Origin of the sequence: Micromonospora sp. B11E3, from assembly GCF_039871625.1 — a bacterium.
Taxonomy (GTDB): Bacteria; Actinomycetota; Actinomycetes; order Mycobacteriales; family Micromonosporaceae; genus Micromonospora.
On sequence record NZ_JBDPMC010000061.1, the window covers coordinates 1 to 19,582 of the forward strand.

The window sequence follows — 19,582 nt, forward strand, 5'->3', positions numbered from 1 at the left end:
CCCCCACCCCCGCCTGACCTCCGCGATCTTGCAGTTTCGGCCCCCCGACGAACGGGGCAAATGCCGCGAACCAGGGGCCATAGGTGCAAGATCGCCGGGGGAGAGGGGAGAGAGGTGCGGGGTCAGGCGCGGAGGGTGGTGGCCAGGGCGCGGCCCAGGGCGCGGCCCGAGCGCCAGGCCGTCTGGACACGGGAGGTGACGCCGAACGCGTCCCCGGCCAGCCCGATCCCGTCGGCGTCGAGGTGGTACGTCCCGTCGCCGCCGACGGTCGGCTTCGCGTACGTCCAGCGGTGCACGTGCACGTGCTCGGCCGGCTCGGGCAGGCCGAACAGGTCCCGGACCGCCTGCTCGATCGCCGGCGCGGCCCCGGTCGGCTGGGCGAGGTGCCCGGCGGCGAACTCCGGTGTGGTGTGCGCGACGAGCACCGGCGCCCCGTCGCCGCGCCGGTCGCCGTCGTCGCAGACGACGGTCAGCAGCGGGTGGTCGTTGACGAACGCGCCCCGGAAGTCGGGCCACCGCCGGCCCGGGAAGCGCAGCACCCCGGTCAGCGACGGCGACCACCGCTGGGCCTGCACGGCGGCGGTCGCCGCCGCCAGGGCCGGGTCGAGCAGCAGGGCCGCCTGGGGGCCCGGCATGGCCAGCGCCACGGCGGCGCAGGGCTCTCCGTCGACCGTCGGGCCCGGCTCGACCCCGAGCACCAGCCGGTCGACCGTGACCGGCAGCCCGGCGGCCAGGTGCTCGATCAGCGAGCGAAGCCCGCGCGGCGCGGCCCAGCGCATCGGGCCGGGAACCTCCCGCCGGCCCTGCGCCGAGTACGCCACGAACGTGTCGGTCCACTCCCGGGCCAGTCCGGCGGCCGCCCAGCCGCGCACCACCTCGGCGAAGTCCGGGTCGCTCACGGTGAAGTACGCCGCGCCGATGTCGGCGGGACGCCCGTCGAACCGCTTGCTGGCCATCCGGCCGCCGGCTACCCGGGCGCGCTCCCGGATCTGCACGGGCACGCCCGCCCGCACCAGCTCGGCCGCGCACGCCACGCCGGCGATCCCCGCACCGACCACCACAACCCGCGCCCGTTCGGCAACCACCGGGCGATGGTATGCGCGCCGGACGGATGCGCCGCTGAGCGGGGCGCGTGTCGGCCGCCCCACCGAACGCCGGTCCCTGTGGAGCTGCCCCACCTGTGCGTCCGGGCGCCGTGCCCCGTCTGTGCGGGCAGCTCCACAGGCGGCGGACCAGGCAGACCGCGCGGCGGACCAGGCAGACCGCGCGGGCCGGGCTCAGCGGCGCGTCGGCAGGCGGTGCAGCTCGACCCGGCCGAGCCGCCCCGCCACCACCTCCGCCGTCAGGTAGGTGGCGTACGGCTGCCGGCGCCGGTCCGTCGGCGAGCCGGGGTTGAGCAGGCGCAGCCCGCCCGGGGCGACGCTGTCCCAGGGAATGTGCGAGTGGCCGAAGACGAGCAGGTCGCAGTCCCCGTACGCGGCGGCGCAGCGCTCCTCCCGGCGGACGCTCGGGCCGGTCTCGTGCACCACCGCCACCCGCAGGCCGGCGAGGTCGACCCGGGCCACCTCGGGCAGCCGCGCCCGCAGCTCGGGCCCGTCGTTGTTGCCGTACACGCCGACGAGCCGGCGGGCGCGGCGCTGCAGCGCGTCCAGCAGCGCGACGTCGACCCAGTCTCCGGCGTGCAGCACCACGTCGGCGGCGTCGATCGCCGCCCAGAGCTGTTCGGGCAGGTCCCGGGCCCGCTTCGGGACATGGGTGTCGGCGGTGACCACCAGGCGCACGCCCACCATTGTCGCCCGAGCCGGGTGGGCGCGCGCCCTTCCGCGTCACGCGCCCTGGCCCTGGTTCTGCATGAGGCCGCCGTCCATGAAGTACGTCGACCCCGTGACGTAGTCGGCGTCGTCGCTGGCCAGGAAGACCGCCAGCCTGCCGATCTCCTCGGGCTGGGCGGCCCGCTTCCACGGGATGCTCTGCACCTGTTCCTCCAGGTACTTCGGGTTGTCGATCGCCTCCTGGTTGAACGGGGTGAGCACCATCCCGGGGCCGATGTTGTTGACATTGAGGTGCATCGGCGCCACCTCCAGGGCGAGGCTCTTGGCGAACTCCAGCAGCGCCCCCTTGCTGGCGTCGTAGTCGGCGCCGCCGGCCCGGGCCACCTCCTGGTGGATGGACGTGATGTTGATGATCTTCCCCCGGCCGCCCTGGTCCCTGCGGTGCCGCACGAAGCGGCGGGAACAGAAGAAGGCGCCGTACACGTTGGTCCGGATCGCCCGGTCCCAGGTCTCGGTGTCCAGGTCGGCGACGGGAATGCCGGAGGCGTCCACGCCGGCGTCGTTCATCAGCACGTCGAGGGTGCCGAACTCCGCCAGGGCCTCGTCGAACATCGCCTCGACCTGCCGCTCGTCGCTGATGTCGCCCTGCACCACCACGGCCCGCCGGCCCGCCTCGGCCACCTTGTCCCGGGTGTGGTTGGCACCGGCGTGATCATGCAGGTAGTGCACCACCACGTCGGCGCCCTCGCGGGCGAACTCGATCGCGGTCGCCTGGCCGATGCCCGAGTCCGAGCCGGTGATCAGGGCGGTCTTCCCCGCGAGCCGTCCGGTCATCGCTGCTCTCCCTCCGTACGTCCCGTACCGACGGGCACGGGCCGACGCGGACGGTCCGCGCCCTGGCGTCGCCGCTCCGCCGCGTCGGTCAGCAGGCCCGCGGCGTTGATCAGTCCGATGTGCGAGAACGCCTGCGGGAAGTTGCCCAGCTGCTCCCCGCTGACCTGGTCGATCTGCTCGGCGTACAGCCCGAGGTCGTTGACCCGCGCCGCGAGCCGCCCGAACAGGAGGTCGGCACGCTCCAGCTCCCCGGCCAGCGCCAGGCAGCCGACCAGCCAGAACGAGCAGATGACGAAGCCGGCCGGGTCGGTGTCCCAGCGGCGCAGCAGGCCGTCGCGGGACAGCGCGGCCTCGACCACGTCCATCGTCGAGCGCATCCGCGGGTCGTCGGCCGGCAGGAAACCCACCAGCGGCATGATCAGGACGGAGGAGTCCAGCTCGTCGGAGTCGAAGGCCCCCGTGTACGCGCCGAGCCGATCGTTCCAGCCCCGGCTCAGCACCGCCTCGCGTACGGCGTCGCGCGCCGCCGCCCAGCGGGCCACGTCCGCCGGGTCGCCGATGCGGGGGCCGAAGCGCACCGCCCGGTCCAGCGCCGTCCAGCACTGCACCTTCGACGACACGTAGTGCCGCTCGGCGTCCCGCGCCTCCCACATGCCGGCGTCGGGCCGGCGCCAGTCGGTGACCGCCTGGTCGGCCAGGTCGCGCAGCAGTTGGCGCACCTCCGGGGCCATCGGGTCGAGGTAGTGGCGCATCAGCCAGGCCGCGTCGAGGACCTCGCCGAGCACATCGGTCTGCCGCTGCCGCCAGGCGTCGTTGCCCACGTAGACCGGCCGGCTGTCGGCGTACCCGGAGAGGTGGTCGAGGGGATGCTCGGTGAGGTCCCGCTCCCCCTGGACGCCGTACATGATCGGCACCGGCTCGTCGCCGATCCGGCCCATCGCATGGGCCACCCAGGCGAACTGCCGGTTGGCCTCGTCCGGACAGGCCGCCAGCCACAGCGCCTGCAGGGTGAGGCTGAAGTCGCGGACCCAGACGAAGCGGTAGTCGTAGTTGCGGTCCCCGCCCAACTGCTCGGGCAGTGACGTGGTCGCCGCCGCGACGATCGCGCCGCTGGGCTGGTACGTCATGCCCTGCACCACCAGCGCGCTGCGCCGCACCTGCTCCGGGTACCGGCCGTGGTACGGGTGCAGCCCCGCCCAGGACCGCCAGCCCTCGGCCGTACCGGCGACCGTCCGCGCCGCGTCGGGAACCTGCGGCGGGCCGGAGTCGTACGTCGGGGCGTACCCGAGGGTGAAGCCGTACGACTCGCCGGCCCGGACGGTGAACCTGGCGGTCGCCTCCCCTGGTCCGTCCTCCACGGCAACGGGCACGTCGCCGCGCAGCCGCAGCCGCTCCGCCCCGGCCGTGGCGTCGACCCCGCCGTCGTCCTCCACCAGGTAGGGGGTGACCCGGCCGTACTCGAAGCGCGGCCGGTACCGCAGCCGCACCGGCACCGCGCCGGAGAGGCCCTCCACCAGCCGCGCCAGCACCCGGGGCGAGCGCAGCCCGATGTCGTGCCCCCGCGCGCCCGGCTCCAGCGCCAGCGCGTCCGTCACCGCCACCGACCCCGTCCGGGTCGTGAACACGGTACGCAGCACCAACGTGTCGTCCAGGTACGCCCGCTCGGCGCCGAAGTCGTCCTCGGGCCGGATGGACCAGTGCCCGGCGTCGTCGTCGAGCAGCCGCCCGAGGACCGACGGGGAGTCGAACCGGGCCGGACACCACCAGTTGACCGAACCGGCCCGGTCCACCAGGGCCGCGCTGCGGCCGTCGGCCAGGAAGCCGTGCTCGGCGATCCGTCCGCTGTCCACGCCGGTGCGTACCCGGCAGCCCGCCGATCAGGCGCTATGTCGGCGACATGGCGGCGTCCGCGTGCGCCGGTCCGCGCCATGTCGGCGACATGGCGGTGCCGGGCGAGGTGTTAACGCCCCGGCGGGGGCGGGAACCCGGGCGGCTGACGAAGGAGGATGCTCATGGACAGACCCTCGAGCCAGACCGCCGCCTGGCGTCCCGGGATGCCGGGCCGCGACAACCTCCCGTCCGGCCCGGGGGGCCAGCCGGCGCCGCCCGGCGCCGACGGCCACGGGCCGGAGACCGGGGCGCCCGCGGTGACGATCGGGTCGTACCCGGACTACCCGTCCGCCCAGCGCGTGGTGGACTACCTGGCCGACAACCGGTTCCCGGTGGAGCGCAGCAGCATCGTCGGGACGAACCTCACCCTGGTCGAGACGGTGCTCGGCCGGATGACCACGGGCCGGGCCGCCCTGATCGGCGCGGGCACCGGGGCCTGGTTCGGCCTGTTCATCGGGCTGCTGTTCGGCGTCTTCACCGGTGGGAACTGGGTCGCCGTGATCCTGGTGGGCCTGGTGGTCGGCGCGATCTGGGGCGCCGTGTTCGGCGCGGTGGCCCACGCCATCACCGGCGGGCAGCGGGACTTCACCTCGGCCAGCGCCCTGCGTGCCGGCCAGTACGCGGTCATCGTCGACGCGGACCTGGCCGACCAGGCCCGGCAGTTGCTGGGCCGGATGCACCTGACGCCGACCGGCGCCACGGCCCGCTGACCCGCCGCGCCGCACGGGGTCAGCCGTCGGTGGCGAGACGGGCGTGCAGGTGTTCGTCGTACCGGATGCCGTCGCCGTAGCGGTACGACTCGCGCAGCGTGCCCTCGGCGACGTAGCCGGCGCGCTCGGCCACCCGGCAGGACGCCACGTTGGGCACGGCGTGGCACAGCTCGATCCGGTGCAGGCCGAGCCGCGCGAACGCCCACCCGGTGAGCAGGGTGACCGCAGCGGTGGCGACGCCCCGGCCGCGCGCCGCCGGGACGGTCCAGTAGCCGATGGCGGCGTCGCCCTCCTGGACTCGGACGCGGTGCAGGGAGATCGAGCCGAGCGGCACCTCCCCGGTCGGGTCGGCGACCGCGAGCGAGACGTGGTCGCCGGCGGACCAGTCGGCGCGCCGGCGGACCCAGCCCAGCGCGCCGGGCAGGTCGACCACCTCGGGCGACGGGTTCCACCGGGCCAGGGCCGGGTCACGCAGGGCCGCCAGCACGGCGGGGGCGTCCGCGTCCCGCCAGGGGCGCAGCAGCAGGCCGGGGGCGGCGAGTTCGAACGGGTCCACGAGGCAGCAGTGTGGCACGCCCGCGAACCGAGCCGCCCCCGAATGTTCGGTGGATGCTTCAAATCCGAATGTCCCCCGCCGGTTATGACGGTTGTCGCGCCGGTCACACCGGACGTCGAGCACTAGTTAAATTTTGAAGGAATGCTACTGTGGGCGCGTGACCGAGAGCTTGGACGCGGAGCGGATGGCCTGCTGGCGCGCGTACATCGAGTCGAGCCAGCGGCTGTTCACGCGCCTGGAGGACGACCTCCGGGCCGACAGCGAGCTGAGCTTCGCCGACTACCACGTGCTGGTCCTGCTCTCCGAGGCGCCGGGCCAGCGGCTGCGCATGGGTGAGCTGGCCGGCCGCCTGGTCTTCTCGCCGAGCCGGCTGACGTACCAGGTCTCGTCGATGCAGCGGCGGGGCCTGGTGGCCCGGCAGTCCTGCCCGCAGGACCGCCGCGGCAGCGAGGCGGTGCTCACCGCCGCCGGGCTGCTGGCCCTGCGCGAGGCCGCGCCGCACCACCTGCGCTCGGTGCGCGCCCACCTGATGGACGACCTCGACGACGCCGAGGTCGCCTGCCTGACCCGGGTCTTCGAACGCCTCGGCCGGCGGCTGCGCCCCGACCGCGACGACTCGTCCACCCACCCCGAGTAAGGAGTCCCGAGATGCCCGCCATCACCGTCGACGACGTCCTCGTCCTGCCCCGCCTGCCCCGGCTCGACGAGTCCACCAGCTACCGGCCGGTCCGCCGGCTCACGACCGCCCCCAGCGGGTACGAGGGTGAGGGCTTCCCGGTGCGCCGGGCGTTCGCCGGGGTTCCGATGCACGAGCTGGACCCGTTCATCCACCTCGACCAGATGGGCGAGGTCGACTACGCCCCCGGGGAGCCGAAGGGGACGAGCTGGCACCCGCACCGCGGCTTCGAGACGGTCACCTACATGATCGACGGGATCATGGAGCACCAGGACTCGACGGGCGGCGGGGGCACCATCACCGACGGCGACACCCAGTGGATGACGGCGGGCAGCGGCCTGCTGCACATCGAGGCCCCACCGGAGCACCTCGTCGTCAGTGGCGGTCTGTTCCACGGCCTCCAGCTCTGGGTCAACCTGCCCAGGGTGGCGAAGATGAAGCCGCCGCGGTACCAGGACATCCGCGGCCGGGAGGCGGCGCTGCTCACCACGCCGGACGGCGGCGCGCTGATCCGGGTCATCGCGGGCGAGGTCGCCGGGCACCGGGGGCCGGGCTCCACCCACACCCCGATCACCATCGCCCACGTCACGGTGCAGCCCGGCGCGGAGCTGAGCCTGCCGTGGCAGCCGGACTTCAACGCGCTGGTGTACGTGCTCGCCGGGCGCGGCACGGTCGGCGCCGACCGGCGGCCGATCCACACCGGGCAGTTGGCCGTGCACGGCGCGGGCGACGCGCTGCGGGTCACCGCCGACGCGCGGCAGGACTCGAACGCCCCGGCCCTGGAGCTGTACGTCATGGGCGGGCAGCCGATCCGGGAGCCCGTGGCCCACTACGGGCCGTTCGTGATGAACACCCGCGAGGAGCTGATCCAGGCGGTCGAGGACTTCCAGGCCGGCCGGCTCGGGGTCATCCCGACCGGGCGGATGCCGCACACCGGCGGGCAGGGCGACCGCGCCTGACCGACCCGACACTGGCCCCGGGGCCGCCCGCGGCGCCCGGGCCGGTCGGTCAGGAGACGGCGAAGATCCCGGCCACCCCCAGCAGCACCATCACCAGCACCGCCACCAGCGCGCCGCGCTCGCTCTCCACCGGCTGTTGGCGGTACTCGGTCACGGCATCGGTCGTCTCGGCGGGCATCGTGCGGCCTCCTCGGGTGCGCGTCGGGGTACGGGTGGGGTGTCGGGCACGGGCCGTCGGCCGGCTGACCGGGGGTACCGGTCGGCGTGCGGTCCGTCCACCGGGGTCCTACGGTGAGGACGTTGTCGACCTCGGGAGGAGCGTGCCCATGCGGGACTGGTTTCTCGCCGCACCGGAACGCGCCAACCCGGCCTCTGAGTTACCCGTCTGGACGGCCGGAAACCTCGCCGAGCCGCTCATTCACGGCGCCGCGTACTTCGACCGGCTGGTGGACGAGGTGGGGGCGCTGGGCCCGGGCGACCACCTGTTCTTCACCGACTGGCGGGGCGACCCGGACGAGCTGATGCGCCCCGGCGGCCCGACGGTGGCCCAGCTGTTCAGCCGGGCCGCGCAGCGCGGCGTGGTCGTCAAGGGCCTGGTCTGGCGCTCCCACCTCGACGCCCTGTCGTTCAGCGAGGCGGAGAACCGCAGCCTCAGCGAGGCCGTCTCCGCGGCCGGCGGCGAGGTGCTGCTCGACCAGCGGGTCCGCCGGGGCGGCTCGCACCACCAGAAGCTGGTGGTGCTGCGCCATCCCGGCGCGCCGGAGCAGGACGTCGCCTTCGCCGGCGGCATCGACCTGTGCCACAGTCGTCGGGACGACGCCGAGCACCGCGGCGATCCGCAGGCCGTGGCGATGTCGCCCCGGTACGGCGCCCGCCCGCCCTGGCACGACGTGCAGCTCGCGCTGCGCGGGCCGGTGGTCGGGGCGCTGGACACGACGTTCCGGGAGCGGTGGACGGACCCGACGCCGCTGGACTCGGAGAACCCGCTGGCCTACCTGCGGGACCGGCTGCGCAGCGCGGACCTGCGCCCCGACCCGCTGCCCGAGCAGCCGGCCGACCCGCCGCCGTGCGGGCCGCACCGGATCCAGGTGCTGCGCACCTACCCGGTGGTGCGCCCGCGTTACCCGTTCGCCCCCGACGGCGAGCGGACGGTGGCCCGCGGGTACGCCAAGGCGGTCCGCCGGGCCCGGCGGCTGATCTACCTGGAGGACCAGTACCTCTGGTCGACGGAGGTCGCCGACCTGTTCGCCCGGGCCCTGCGCGACAACCCGGACCTGCACCTGGTGGCCGTGGTCCCCCGGCACCCCGACGTCGACGGCCGGTTCGCGCTGCCGCCGAACCTGGTCGGCCGGGAGCAGGCGGTGGCGCTGTGCGACAGGGCGGCCCCCGACCGGGTGCACGTGTTCGACCTGGAGAACCACGCGGGCGACCCGGTCTACGTGCACGCGAAGGTGTGCGTGGTGGACGACGTGTGGGCGAGCGTGGGCAGCGACAACTTCAACCGCCGGTCCTGGACCCACGACAGCGAGCTGTCCTGCGCGGTGCTCGACGACACCCGCGACGGGCGGGCGCCGGCCGACCCCGCGGGGCTGGGCGACGGGGCCCGACGCTTCGCCCGGGAGCTGCGGCTGCGGCTGCTGCGCGAGCACCTCGACCGGGACCCGGACGGCGGCGAGGACGACGACCTGCTGGACCCGGCCGCGGCGGTGCGGGTGATCACGGCGGCCGCCGACGCGCTCCAACGCTGGCACGACTCGGGCCGGGTGGGGCCCCGGCCGCCGGGGCGGCTGCGCCCGCACCGCCCGGATCGCCTGCCCTGGTACACCCGCGCGTGGGCGCTGCCCGCGTACCGGCTCGTCTACGACCCGGACGGCCGGCCGCTGCGGGCGCGGCGGGCGGGCGCCTGGTGACCGGCCTGGGCGCCCGGGGCGCGGCGGCCGGCGGCCGGCGGGGCGACGGCGCTCTCCCCGCCCGGGTACGCGAACGAGGCGCGCGGGGAGTAGAAGCCGGCGGTGATGAGCAGCGGGTTGGCCGGGCGTAGCGGATAGACCGGGTGGTCCCGGTCGAGGAAGTCGACCGACTCGACCTCGAACGGGCTCACCGGCTCGGCCACGTACGGGTAGACGCCGCTGACCAGGCGCCCGTCCCGGGCGGCGAGGTAGCGGTGGTGGCCGTTGAGGACGACGTGGCCGGTCTCGCCGACGTGGACCCGTACGCGGATCAGCGGCACCCCGTCGACCTCGGTCTGCGTCATCAGGGTGCCGCCGTGCTCCGTGAGCCGGGTGCGGCCGTCCGTCGCCGGGGCACCACGGGCGGCGGCGTACCGGCGAACCTGGGGCTCGGAGCAGAGGTAGTGGGTCCACCAGCCGGCGGGCACCGCGCCGCCCGGGGCGTCCAGGCCGGCCAGCGACACCCCGAGGTACGTCAGCGAGTACGCCCCGACGCCGGAGGTCTGGGCGTCGTCGTCGACCACGTACTGGTTCATGAAGACCTGGTGGTCGGCGCGGGCGCACAGGCCGGGCGGCAGCAGGGCGGCCGCCGCGTCGGGGTCGGCCGGCAGCCAGCGGAAGTAGAGCATGCGGCTGTGCACGACGAGATGCGGGTCGGCGGGGTCCAGCACGATGCCCTCCGGGCCTGGGAGTGTTCCCAGCGACGGTACGGAACGTCCCGTCGAAGGGACAACCGCAGAGATCTGACAGCGGGGTCGCCTGCCGGGTTCGGGATCGACGGACAGGCCCGCGGGCATCGGCCGATCGGCCGACGCATGGCCGTTCCTACAGCCCTGCCGCCCGGGCCGAACCGTCGGGGCGGCAGGGCCGGCCCGGGCCGAGACGCCGCCCGGTCGCAGCCGGCGGCCGGTCACCCGGCCCGGCTCGCGGCTCCGGCTGGCCCCAACGACGGGGTACGATCAGCCACCCGAAGCCGTAATCACGATCACAACTTCCGCTTTCCGCGCCCGATTCAGGGTTTTTGTTCGCAAAAACGTCTTAAGTGCATCGTACTTTCGGCTAGATTTCCTAGGACCGACGGGGCTAAGGTGAGTCCCGAATGGCCCATACGAAGCTAAACCAGAGCGTCACGTCTTTTCTCCGCGGACGAGGTGCAGGGAGGACCACCCATGACCGCGCACACCATCAGCGGGCGGACGACAGCACCGTCCACCACCGGGAAGCTCGACCCGCGGGCCCTCAGCGACAGCGCCACCGACCTCCTCAACGCGATGGCCGCGCTGCCCGCCAACCACCCGTCGCGCGCCGCGCTGCGGGACCGGGCGATCGAGGCCTGGCTGCCGCTGGCCAACCACCTGGCCCACCGCTACAGCGGGCGGGGCGAGCCCACCGACGACCTGGCGCAGACCGCCGCGGTCGGCCTGATCAAGGCCATCGACAAGTTCGACCCGTCCCGCGGCGTCGACTTCGCCGGCTACGCGATCCCGACCATCATCGGCGAGCTGAAGCGGCACTTCCGCGACCGCACCTGGGACATCCGGGTGCCCCGCCGCCTCCAGGAGCTGCGGCTGGCCATCTCGGACGCGAACAGCTCCCTGCTGCAGACGCTGGGCCGCTCCCCGACGGTCGCCGACATCGCCGCCCACCTCAAGATCACCGAGGAGGAGGTGCTGGAGGGCCTGGAGGGCGCCCGCGCGTACAACGCCGTGTCGCTGTCCACCCCGACCGGCGACGGCGACCGGGCGACCGAACTGGGCGACATGCTCGGCGGCGAGGACGGCGAGTTCGAGCTGGCCGAGCTGCGGGTGGCCCTCGGCCCGGCGCTCGCCACGCTCGACGAGCGCGAGCAGAAGATCCTCACGCTGCGCTTCTACGGCAACCTGACCCAGTCGCAGATCGCCGACCAGATCGGCGTCTCGCAGATGCACGTGTCCCGGCTGCTGGCTCGGGCGCTGACGAAGCTGCGCGGGCAGCTCGACGGCACGTACTAGGCAACGGCGGGCGACCCGCCCGGCCCGCGATCGGCGGCGGCCCCCTCGCGTCCCCTCGGACGCCCGGGGGCCGCCGCCGTCTCGGCGTCAGGCTGCCGGTCCCCGTCCCGGCTTCCGGCTCACCGCCGGGCGGTCGCCTCCGGCCCGGCGGGCGCGGGCGCCACCTGCCCGGCGGGCGCGGGACCCGCGTGGCCGGCGGACGCGGGCGCCGCGTGGCCGGCGGGCGCGGGACCCGCGTGGCCGGCCGGCGCAGGCGCCGCGTGGCCGGCCGGCGCGGGCGCCGGGGCCGCGAGCAGGGCCGCCGCCTCCGCGCCCAGTCCGATCCGGGCGTACACGTCCGGCCGGGTCGCGCGCAGCAGCAGCGCCCAGAGCACCCCGAGCAGCGCCAGCACCGGGTACGCCGCCGGGACGGCCCAGCGCAGCGGCGAGTCCGCCGCGACACCGAGCAGGACGGCGAAGTCGCCCACGGCCACCACGCCGATGGCGACCAGGCACACGGTCGCGAGCCCCGGGGCCACCAGCCGCTGCCACGGCCCCTCCCCGGCCGGGTGCCGGGCGAAGTACGCGAGCACCGCGATCGAGGTGACGGCGATCAGCAGCAGTACCCCGAACCCGCCGCCGGCGCTCGCCCGGTAGAACAGTTCCAGCACCGGGTCCCCGCCGTGCACCGCGTACAGCAGGATCACCGCCAGGCCGAGGGCGCTCTGCGCGAGCGACGCCACCCGGGGCGAGCCGGTACGCGGCGCGGCCCGCCCGAACGCGGCCGGCAGCACCCGTTCCCGGCCGAGCGCGAACGCGTACCGGGCGGTGGCGTTGTGGAACGAGATCATCGCGGCCAGCAGCGAGGTCACGAACAGCACCTCCCCGACGGCGACGGCGGTGTCCCCGAGGTGCTTCCCGGCCAGGTTGAAGATCAGCCCGAGGCCCTGCTCCCCGGCCTCCGCGGCGATCCGCTCCGGCCCGGTGGCCACGGTCATCGTCCACGAGGACAGGGCGTAGAGCGCGGCGACGAGCGCCACCGACAGGTACGTGGCCGCTGGGACGGTGCGGCCCGGGTCCCTGCTCTCCTCGCGGAGCAGCACCGCGGACTCGAAGCCCACGAAGCCGATCATGGCGAGCACGAGCAGCGCGCCGGCCCCGGGCACGAGGAGGCTGTCCGGTGACAGGGCGGTGAGGCTCGCCGTCCCGCCGGCCGGGTCGCCGAGGTGCCCGAGGTCGAACGCCAGGATCACCACGACCTCGGCGGCCAGCAGCGCCGCGAGCACCAGGCCGTTGACCCGGAACAGGCCGAGCGTGGCGACCAGGGCCCAGCTGGGCAGGGCCAGCAGCCACCAGTCGGGGGTGATGTCGAACAACCGGTCCAGCACCGGGGCCGCCGCCGCGCCGATCGCGCCGTACATGCCGATCTGGAGGGCGTTGTACGCCAGCAGGGCGACCCAGGCCGCGCCGACGCCGGCGGGCCGGCCCAGCCCCCGGGAGACGTACGCGTAGAAGGCGGCCGGGTTCTCCACCCGGCGGGACATCGCCACGTACCCCACGGAGAACAGGGCGAGCACCGCCGCGACCGCGAGGAACGCCAGCGGCATGCCCGTGCCGCCGGTGACCGCGTACCCGGTGGTGACCAGGCCGGCCAGCACGGCCAGCGGCGCCGCCCCGGACAGCACGAAGAGGACCACCGACGGCACGCCGAGCCGGCCGCGGGCCAGGGCGACGGAGACGCCGCCGGATCTCCCGGGTGTCGCCGTGGGGGGCATGGGGGCGGCTCCGATGGTGAGGCGTGGGTGCGGAAGGCGGACGGTCAGGGAATGCCGCGCAGCACCGCGGCGCCGACGGCGGCCTCGGTGTGGGCGACCAGCTCCCGCAGCGGCGGCGGCAACGCCGGGACGAGGACGTCGAGCCGGTGGTGGGCGCTCGGGTCGACGCTCCACAGCAGCTCGCGGGTGAGGCCGGCCGCGCAGACCAGGCCGAGCAGCAGCGCGTCCGGCGCCGTCGGCGGTGCCGGCCGGTCCAGCAGGGCGCGCAGCCGGGTGGCCGGCCAGGCGACCGCGTTGAGGTCGAGCGGGACGTACGTGACGGTGGTGCGCAGCAGCCGCCGGCTCTCCCGCGGGCTCAGCACCCCGGCGCGGGCGAGCCGCTGGGCGACCGACGCCGCCGCGCTCCGGGCCAGGATGCCCAGCCAGGTACGGACGGCCTGGGGCTCGGGCTCGCCGACGAGCTGGTCCAGCACGGTGTGGGCGAGGTCGTCGGCGGGCGGGCGGCGGTCCACCACGGACACCTGTCCGCCGGAGACGGCGATCTGTCCGAGCAGGACCAGCTCACCGAGCAGGCCGGCCGCCAGACCGATGCCGGCCGCCGTCGGATGCAGCTTCGCCCTGCCCCGGCTGTCGTCGTGGGAGATCAGGTAGAACTCGTCGGCGATGAGCACCGAGCCTCCCGATCGACCGTCCACAACTGACGGGGTGAAAGGATGCCCGGCGGCCGGCTGCAACGCAACTCCCGTTTTGACCGGTTGCACTCCGTGCTCGCACGACCTGCGGATCTTGGCGTGACAGACTCGGAGGGTGACCGCGAGCCCGACCGTCCGCCGCCGCCGCATCGCCCGCGAGCTTCGCCAGTTGCGCGAGCGCGCCGGGATGACCCTCGATGTCGCCGCGCGCCAACTGGACATGTCCAAGAGCAACCTGTCCCGCATCGAGACCGCCCAGATCGGAATCAAGCCCCGGGACGTCCGCGCCGCGCTGGCGCTCTACCAGGTCACCGGCTCCGACGCCGAGGCGTTGATCGAGATCGCCCGGGGCGCCCAGCAGCGCGGCTGGTGGCAGAACTACAGCGACGTGCTGCCCGAGTGGTTCGAGTTCTACGTCGGGCTGGAGGCCGAGGCCGCGTCGCTGCGGACGTACGAGGCCGAGGCCGTGCCGGGGCTGCTGCAGACCGAGGCGTACGCGCGGGCGATCTACCGGGTGACCGCCGGCGAGGAGGGCGTCGAGCGCAAGGTCGCCGCGCGGCTGCACCGGCAGAACGTCCTGCACCGGGAGAACCCGGTCGAGCTGTCGGTGGTGCTGAACGAGGCCGTGCTGCTGCGTCCGGTCGGCACCCCGGCCGGGATGGCCGAGCAGTTGGCTCACATCGGCCGAGTGGCTCGACTACCCAACGTGACGGTGCAGGTACTTCCGTTCTCGGCCGGCGGCCACCCGGCGATGACCACGCCGTACGTCATCCTGAGCTTCCCCGACGCCGCCGACGCGTCCGTGGTTTACCTGGATAACCTCACGATGGGGCTGGCTCTGGAGGGTGCCGACCACGTGCGCGGGTATAGCCTGTTGCACGAGAAGCTGTGCGCCATGGCGCTGTCTCCGGCGGACTCGTTGGCCCGCTTGGAGGAGGCTTCTCGTCACTTCGCGTGACGCCTTGCGGCACGCCAGGAGAAGACGAGAGGTACGGCATGACCGCGCTCGACCTGTCCCGGGCGGCCTGGCGCACCAGCAGCCGCAGCAGCGGCAACGGCAACTGCGTCGAGGTGGCCCCGGCGGACGGCAGCGTCGCCGTCCGGGACTCCAAGGACCGTTCTGGTCCCGTGCTGGTCTTCCCCCCGTCGGCCTGGGCCGCGTTCGTCGCCGGCCTCGACGCGGTACGCCCCGACTGACGCTCCCGGGGCGCGGTGCGAGAGTAGGACGGTGCTCGCCGACGTACCCCTCGACCTGCCGGTCCGGCCCGCCCTGCCCGCGCTGCTCGACGCGCTGCGCGCGGCCGGCGGCGCGGTCCTCGTCGCGCCGCCCGGGACCGGCAAGACCACCCTCGCCCCGCTGGCCTTGGCCGGGGAGGTCGCCGGGCGGGTGGTGATCGCCCAGCCGCGCCGGGTGGCCGCCCGCGCGGCGGCGCGCCGGATGGCGGACCTGCTCGGCGAGCGGGTCGGCGAGCGGATCGGGTACGCGGTGCGCGGCGAGCGGCGCGTCGGCCCCGCCACCCGGGTCGAGGTGGTCACCACCGGCCTGCTGGTGCGCCGCCTGCACCACGACCCGGAACTTCCCGGCGTCGGCGCGGTACTGCTCGACGAGTGCCACGAGCGGCAGCTCGACGCCGACCTGGCGCTCGCGTTCACGGTGGAGGCGCGCGCGGCCCTGCGTCCCGACCTGTGGCTGCTGGCCATGTCGGCGACGCCGGACGCGGACCGGTTCGCGGCGCTGCTCGGCGCGGACGGCGTACCGGCCCCGGTGGTCCGGGCGCCGGCGGCGCTGCACCCGGTGACCCGGATCTGGGCCCCGCCGCCGCGGCCGGCCCCGGTGACCGCGTCCGGCCGGGTCGCCCCGGCGCTGCTGGACCACGTCGCGGCCACCGTCCGTCGGGCCCTGCGCGAGCGCGCCGGGGACCTGCTGGTATTCCTGCCCGGGGTGGGTGAGATCGCCGCGGTCGCGGGCCGGCTGGCCGACCTGCGCAACGAGGTGGCCCTGCTGCCGCTGCACGGGCGGCTGCCCGGCGCCGAGCAGGACGCCGCGCTGCGCCCGGCCGACCGGCGGCGGGTGGTGCTGGCCACGGCCGTGGCGGAGAGCAGCCTGACCGTGCCCGGAGTGCGGGTGGTGGTCGACGCCGGACTCGCCCGGGTGCCGCGGGTGGACCTGGCCCGCGGGCTGGGCGCGCTGGTCACCGTGCCGGTGTCCCGGGCGGCGGCCACCCAGCGGGCCGGCCGGGCCGGCCGGGAGGCCCCCGGGCACGTCTACCGGTGCTGGTCCGAGGCGACCCACGAGCGGCTGGCCGCACAGCCGGAGCCGGAGATCGCCACGGCCGACCTGACGGGGTTCGCCCTGGAGCTGGCGGCGTGGGGCGACCCGGACGGCACCGGCCTGGCCCTGCCCGATCCGCCGCCGGCCGCGGCGCTGACCGTCGCCCGGGACACCCTGCGGGGATTGGGCGCGGTGGACGCCGAGGGGCGAATCACCGACCGGGGGCGGGCGATCGCGGGCGCGGGGGCGCATCCCCGGCTGGCCCGGGCACTGCTCGACGGCGCCGCACGGGTGGGCGCCGTCCGGGCCGCCGAGGTGGTGGCGCTGCTGGCCGAGGAGGGCGTCGCGGGGCCGGGCGACGACCTGACCGCCGCGTGGCGCCGGCTGCGCGGGGGCGCGGACGGCGCCGCCACGGCCCGCTGGCGTGCCGAGGTACGCCGGCTGCGCGCGGCCGTGGACGACGCTGCCCGGGACCCGGCCGTCCGCTCAGGCCTCGCCTCGGCAGCGGCTGACACCGTGCGCGACGGCCCCTTTGCTCTGCACCCACCGACGCGGCGGCCCCCCACCGAGCCACGAAGCGACGACCCACGACACACCCACCCACGACACGACCACCCGCAACGCGACCACCCACGACGCGACCACCCGCAACGCGACGATCCGCGACGCGACGATCCGCAACGCGACCACCCACGACGCGACCACCCACGACGCGACCACCCGCGAAGCGACGATCCAGGCCACCTGCCCGACGATCTCGCCGCCGCGCTGCTGGTCGGCCTGGCGTACCCGGAGCGGCTGGGCCGGGCGCGCCGCGCCGGCGGGTCGACGTACCTGATGGCGGGCGGGACCGCCGCGGAGCTGGCGCCCGGCTCCGGGCTCGCCGGGTCGGCGTGGCTGGCGGTCGCGGTGGCCGACCGCTCCCCCGGCGCGCCGACCGCCCGGGTCCGGCTGGCGGCCCCGCTCGACGAGGCGACCGCCCGTGAGGCCGCCGGGCCGCTGCTGCGCTCCGGACGGGAGGTGGCCTGGGCCGGCGGGGACGTCGTGGCCCGGGAGACGGTCCGGCTCGGCGCGATCGAGCTGGCCTCACGGCATTTGCCCCGGCCCGACCCGGCGCTGGTCGCCGAGGCCCTGCGCGACGGGCTGCGCCGGGACGGCCTGGCGCTGCTGACCTGGACGCCGGCCGCGCACGCCCTGCGCGAGCGGATGGCGTTCTGCCGGCACGCGCTCGGCCCCGACTGGCCGGACGTGGGCGACGCGGCGCTGCTGGCCGGAGTGGACGACTGGCTGGGCCCCGAGCTGACCGCCGCCCGCCGCCGCGCCGACCTGGCCCGGATCGACGTGGCCGCCGCGCTGCGCCGGCTGCTGCCCTGGCCGCAGGCGGCCCGACTCGACGAGCTGGCGCCGGAACGGCTCGCCGTGCCCAGCGGGTCCCGGGTCCGGGTGGACTACACCGACCCGGCCGCCCCGGTGCTCGCGGTGAAGCTCCAGGAGACCTTCGGCTGGGCCGACGCGCCGCGGATCGCCGGCGGCCGGGTGCCGGTGCTGCTGCACCTGCTCTCCCCCGCCGGGCGGCCGGTGGCGGTGACCGCCGACCTGGCGTCGTTCTGGCGGGGCGGGTACCCGCAGGTCCGCGCCGAACTGCGAGGCCGCTATCCCCGGCACCCCTGGCCCGAGGACCCGACCACGGCCGAGCCGACCCGCCGGACGAACGCCCGCCGTTGACCCGCCGCCGGGCGGCCGTGGGACTGCGCCGACCCGGCGGGCGGCCCGGGATTGCCGCCATGTCGCCGACACGGCGGTGTCCGGCGGCCGGGATTGCCGCCATGTCGCCGACATGGCGGCGCGGCCCACCGGCGGTCAGCCCTCGGCGACCACGTCGCCGATGACCACGGTGACGTTGTCGGGGCCGCCCGCGCGCAGCGCCAGGTCGATCAGCTTGCGGGCGCAGTCGCCCCGATCCGGGCACCCGGCGAGCACCTCGGCGAGGGTGTCGGGGCGGACCACGTTCGAGAGGCCGTCGCTGCACAGCAGCCACCGGTCGCCGGCCCGGGGCACCATCGTGGCGTACGCCGGGGAGACCTCGTCGCCCTGCAACGCCTGAGTCACCACCGCACGGCGGGGGTGGCTGGCGGCCTGGTCGGGGGTGATGAGGCCCTGGTCGACGAGCATCTGCACGAAGGTGTCGTCGCGGGTGACCTGCTTGAGCACGCCCTCCCGGTGCAGGTAGGCGCGGGAGTCGCCGACGTGGGCGAGGGCCAGGACACTGCCGGTACGGGCGAACAGCAGGGCGGTCAGCGTGGTGCCCATGCCCTGCCGCTCCGGGTCCTCCTCCACCGCCTGCCGGATTCTGGCTGTCGCCAACTCGATCCCGCTCTGCAGGGCGGCGACGAGGGCGTCCTCCGGTGTCTCCAGGTCCAGGGGCCCGATCGCGTCGATCGCAATCCGGCTGGCCAGGTCACCGGCAGCCATCCCGCCCATGCCGTCGGCGACGGCGACGAGCCAGGTGCCGGCGTGCAGGGCGTCCTGGTTGCCGCTGCGGATCAGCCCGCGGTCACTCGCCCCCACGGAACGCAGCTTCAGGGTCATGGGACGCAGCCTGCCAGTTGGAGGGCTCGGTTGTCTCTAGGAGATCGCCAACCTCGTCGCGTGGCGCGGCGCATCTCACCGAAAACCCACCGCATCCGCGCCCTGCAGGATCGCGCAGTTTCCTGGAAACGGTGGCCTCCTTGGGCGCTGCCCTCTGGAGCCAGCAACTTCCCCGAAGTTGCTGCCCGCCGCGCTCGCGAGGCAGCAACTTCACCGAAGGTGTCGGAGCGGTCAGGGCGTGGGGCGGCGCATCGCGACCCGGGCGGCGGGGTCCAGGCCCAGGGCCGCCTCCGCGGCCAGCAGGGCGGCGAGCCCCGGCGTCAGCTCGGCGGGTGCCAGGGGGCGGAAGCCGCAGCGGGCGTAGTACGGGGCGTTCCACGGCACCGCCTGGAACGTGGTGAGGGTGAGCGCGGGCAGACCCCGCCCGCCTGCCCACGCGCCGACGTGATCGAGCAGCGTACGGCCGATGCGGCGGCGGGCGAAGTCGGGGCGCACGCTGAGTTGCTGCACGTGGGCGGCCCCGTCCAGCGGGTCGACCACGGCGAAGGCGGCCGGGGCGTCGGCCGGGTCGACGGCTACCCAGGCCCGGCCGGCGCGCTGGAACCGGGCCAGGGCGTCGAGGGGCAGCGGCGGCATGTCAGCGATCGCGACCATGCCGATCGCGCGGAACAGTTCGCCCGAGGCCACCTCGATCCGCTGGAGTGCCGTCAGCTCGTCGGGCCTGGCGGCCCGCACCCGTAGGGAATCCACATTCGACACCCCAGCAGCGCAACGGCCGTGGCCGCAAATCGATTTCGCCCGCCTAGGCGCCGCGGCGGCGCCGGCGCCCCGACCGCGCAGGCGCCCCAGCCATGCGGGCAACTCCACAGGGCCGGCGTTCACTGCGTCGTGCGGCGCGAGGGGACGCCCCGCCGCGGCGGCGTGCAATGGGCCGGGCC

17 protein-coding genes and 3 pseudogenes are annotated in these 19,582 nt (G+C 75.4%); 9 read left to right on the top strand and 11 right to left on the bottom strand.

Going from position 1 to position 19,582, the window contains the following annotated elements; all coding sequences use genetic code 11:
* Positions 1–122 precede the first annotated feature (122 nt).
* From ABGB16_RS24915 to ABGB16_RS24930, 4 genes are all read right to left on the bottom strand, one after another.
* Positions 123–1,085 carry an FAD-dependent oxidoreductase gene (locus ABGB16_RS24915; protein ID WP_347670517.1) on the bottom strand — a complete coding sequence of 321 codons (963 nt, stop codon included), beginning with the start codon at positions 1,083–1,085 and terminating at the stop codon, positions 123–125.
* A gap of 192 nt (positions 1,086–1,277) precedes the next feature.
* Positions 1,278–1,781, bottom strand: coding sequence for a metallophosphoesterase (locus tag ABGB16_RS24920; protein WP_347670518.1), 504 nt, complete (start codon positions 1,779–1,781; stop codon positions 1,278–1,280).
* A gap of 45 nt (positions 1,782–1,826) precedes the next feature.
* A complete protein-coding gene (locus tag ABGB16_RS24925; RefSeq protein ID WP_347670519.1) occupies positions 1,827–2,606 on the bottom strand; it encodes a glucose 1-dehydrogenase in 780 nt (259 codons plus the stop codon).
* On the bottom strand, positions 2,603–4,456 hold the full coding sequence (locus ABGB16_RS24930; protein WP_347670520.1) for a glycoside hydrolase family 15 protein: 1,854 nt from the start codon (positions 4,454–4,456) through the stop codon (positions 2,603–2,605). The genes ABGB16_RS24925 and ABGB16_RS24930 overlap by 4 nt, the downstream gene beginning before the upstream one ends.
* 162 nt (positions 4,457–4,618) lie before the next feature.
* Between ABGB16_RS24930 and ABGB16_RS24935 the strand changes: the two genes are divergently transcribed.
* The gene (locus ABGB16_RS24935) at positions 4,619–5,206 is read left to right on the top strand and encodes a general stress protein (RefSeq protein ID WP_347670521.1); all 588 of its coding nucleotides are present in this window, start codon (positions 4,619–4,621) and stop codon (positions 5,204–5,206) included.
* A 19-nt stretch (positions 5,207–5,225) separates the two neighbouring features.
* Here ABGB16_RS24935 and ABGB16_RS24940 read toward each other — a convergent pair whose 3' ends face one another.
* Entirely contained in the window at positions 5,226–5,762 is a 537-nt protein-coding gene (locus ABGB16_RS24940) for a GNAT family N-acetyltransferase (RefSeq protein WP_347670522.1), read from the bottom strand.
* A gap of 157 nt (positions 5,763–5,919) precedes the next feature.
* Here ABGB16_RS24940 and ABGB16_RS24945 point away from each other — a divergent pair, with 157 nt between their 5' ends.
* Both ABGB16_RS24945 and ABGB16_RS24950 read left to right on the top strand, forming a co-directional pair.
* On the top strand, positions 5,920–6,399 hold the full coding sequence (locus ABGB16_RS24945; protein WP_347670523.1) for a MarR family transcriptional regulator: 480 nt from the start codon (positions 5,920–5,922) through the stop codon (positions 6,397–6,399).
* A gap of 11 nt (positions 6,400–6,410) precedes the next feature.
* On the top strand, positions 6,411–7,397 hold the full coding sequence (locus ABGB16_RS24950; protein WP_347670524.1) for a pirin family protein: 987 nt from the start codon (positions 6,411–6,413) through the stop codon (positions 7,395–7,397).
* A gap of 49 nt (positions 7,398–7,446) precedes the next feature.
* On the opposite strand, the gene ABGB16_RS24955 is transcribed toward ABGB16_RS24950, so the two are convergent.
* On the bottom strand, positions 7,447–7,575 hold the full coding sequence (locus tag ABGB16_RS24955) for a hypothetical protein (protein ID WP_347670525.1): 129 nt from the start codon (positions 7,573–7,575) through the stop codon (positions 7,447–7,449).
* Between the two features lie 142 nt (positions 7,576–7,717).
* Between ABGB16_RS24955 and ABGB16_RS24960 the strand changes: the two genes are divergently transcribed.
* Positions 7,718–9,307 (top strand): phospholipase D-like domain-containing protein, encoded by a 1,590-nt coding sequence (locus tag ABGB16_RS24960; RefSeq protein WP_347670526.1) that lies wholly within the window; start codon positions 7,718–7,720, stop codon positions 9,305–9,307.
* Here ABGB16_RS24960 and ABGB16_RS24965 read toward each other — a convergent pair.
* Positions 9,256–10,017 (bottom strand): hypothetical protein, encoded by a 762-nt coding sequence (locus ABGB16_RS24965; RefSeq protein WP_347670527.1) that lies wholly within the window; start codon positions 10,015–10,017, stop codon positions 9,256–9,258. The two genes, ABGB16_RS24960 and ABGB16_RS24965, sit on opposite strands and share 52 nt — an antisense overlap.
* A gap of 498 nt (positions 10,018–10,515) precedes the next feature.
* Between ABGB16_RS24965 and ABGB16_RS24970 the strand changes: the two genes are divergently transcribed.
* Complete coding sequence (locus ABGB16_RS24970; protein ID WP_347670528.1) at positions 10,516–11,337, top strand: SigB/SigF/SigG family RNA polymerase sigma factor; 822 nt, start codon at positions 10,516–10,518, stop codon at positions 11,335–11,337.
* Between the two features lie 296 nt (positions 11,338–11,633).
* Here the strand turns inward: ABGB16_RS24970 and ABGB16_RS24975 are convergent.
* Together ABGB16_RS24975 and ABGB16_RS24980 are read right to left on the bottom strand one after the other, a co-directional pair.
* Positions 11,634–13,091: pseudogene (locus ABGB16_RS24975) on the bottom strand (APC family permease); the annotation flags it as partial.
* Positions 13,092–13,135: 44 nt separating this feature from the next.
* Positions 13,136–13,762: a GPP34 family phosphoprotein gene (locus ABGB16_RS24980; RefSeq protein ID WP_347670529.1), complete on the bottom strand. Its 627-nt coding sequence runs from the start codon at positions 13,760–13,762 to the stop codon at positions 13,136–13,138.
* A 136-nt stretch (positions 13,763–13,898) separates the two neighbouring features.
* On the opposite strand from ABGB16_RS24980, the gene ABGB16_RS24985 reads away from it, so the two are divergent.
* The 4 genes and pseudogenes from ABGB16_RS24985 to ABGB16_RS25000 form a co-directional block, all read left to right on the top strand.
* Entirely contained in the window at positions 13,899–14,741 is an 843-nt protein-coding gene (locus tag ABGB16_RS24985; RefSeq protein WP_347670530.1) for a helix-turn-helix transcriptional regulator, read from the top strand.
* Positions 14,742–14,779: 38 nt separating this feature from the next.
* On the top strand, positions 14,780–14,980 hold the full coding sequence (locus tag ABGB16_RS24990) for a DUF397 domain-containing protein (RefSeq protein WP_347670531.1): 201 nt from the start codon (positions 14,780–14,782) through the stop codon (positions 14,978–14,980).
* Positions 14,981–15,011: 31 nt separating this feature from the next.
* Positions 15,012–16,511, top strand: a pseudogene (locus ABGB16_RS24995) (helicase-related protein); the annotation flags it as partial.
* Positions 16,512–16,799: 288 nt separating this feature from the next.
* A pseudogene (locus tag ABGB16_RS25000) lies at positions 16,800–17,780 on the top strand (ATP-dependent helicase C-terminal domain-containing protein); the annotation flags it as partial.
* 135 nt (positions 17,781–17,915) lie between these two features.
* Here the strand turns inward: ABGB16_RS25000 and ABGB16_RS25005 are convergent.
* Together ABGB16_RS25005 and ABGB16_RS25010 are read right to left on the bottom strand one after the other, a co-directional pair.
* Positions 17,916–18,644, bottom strand: a complete 729-nt coding sequence (locus ABGB16_RS25005; RefSeq protein ID WP_347670532.1) for a protein phosphatase 2C domain-containing protein — start codon at positions 18,642–18,644, stop codon at positions 17,916–17,918.
* 231 nt (positions 18,645–18,875) lie between these two features.
* Entirely contained in the window at positions 18,876–19,394 is a 519-nt protein-coding gene (locus tag ABGB16_RS25010) for a GNAT family N-acetyltransferase (RefSeq protein WP_347670533.1), read from the bottom strand.
* Between the last annotated feature and the right edge of the window lie 188 nt (positions 19,395–19,582).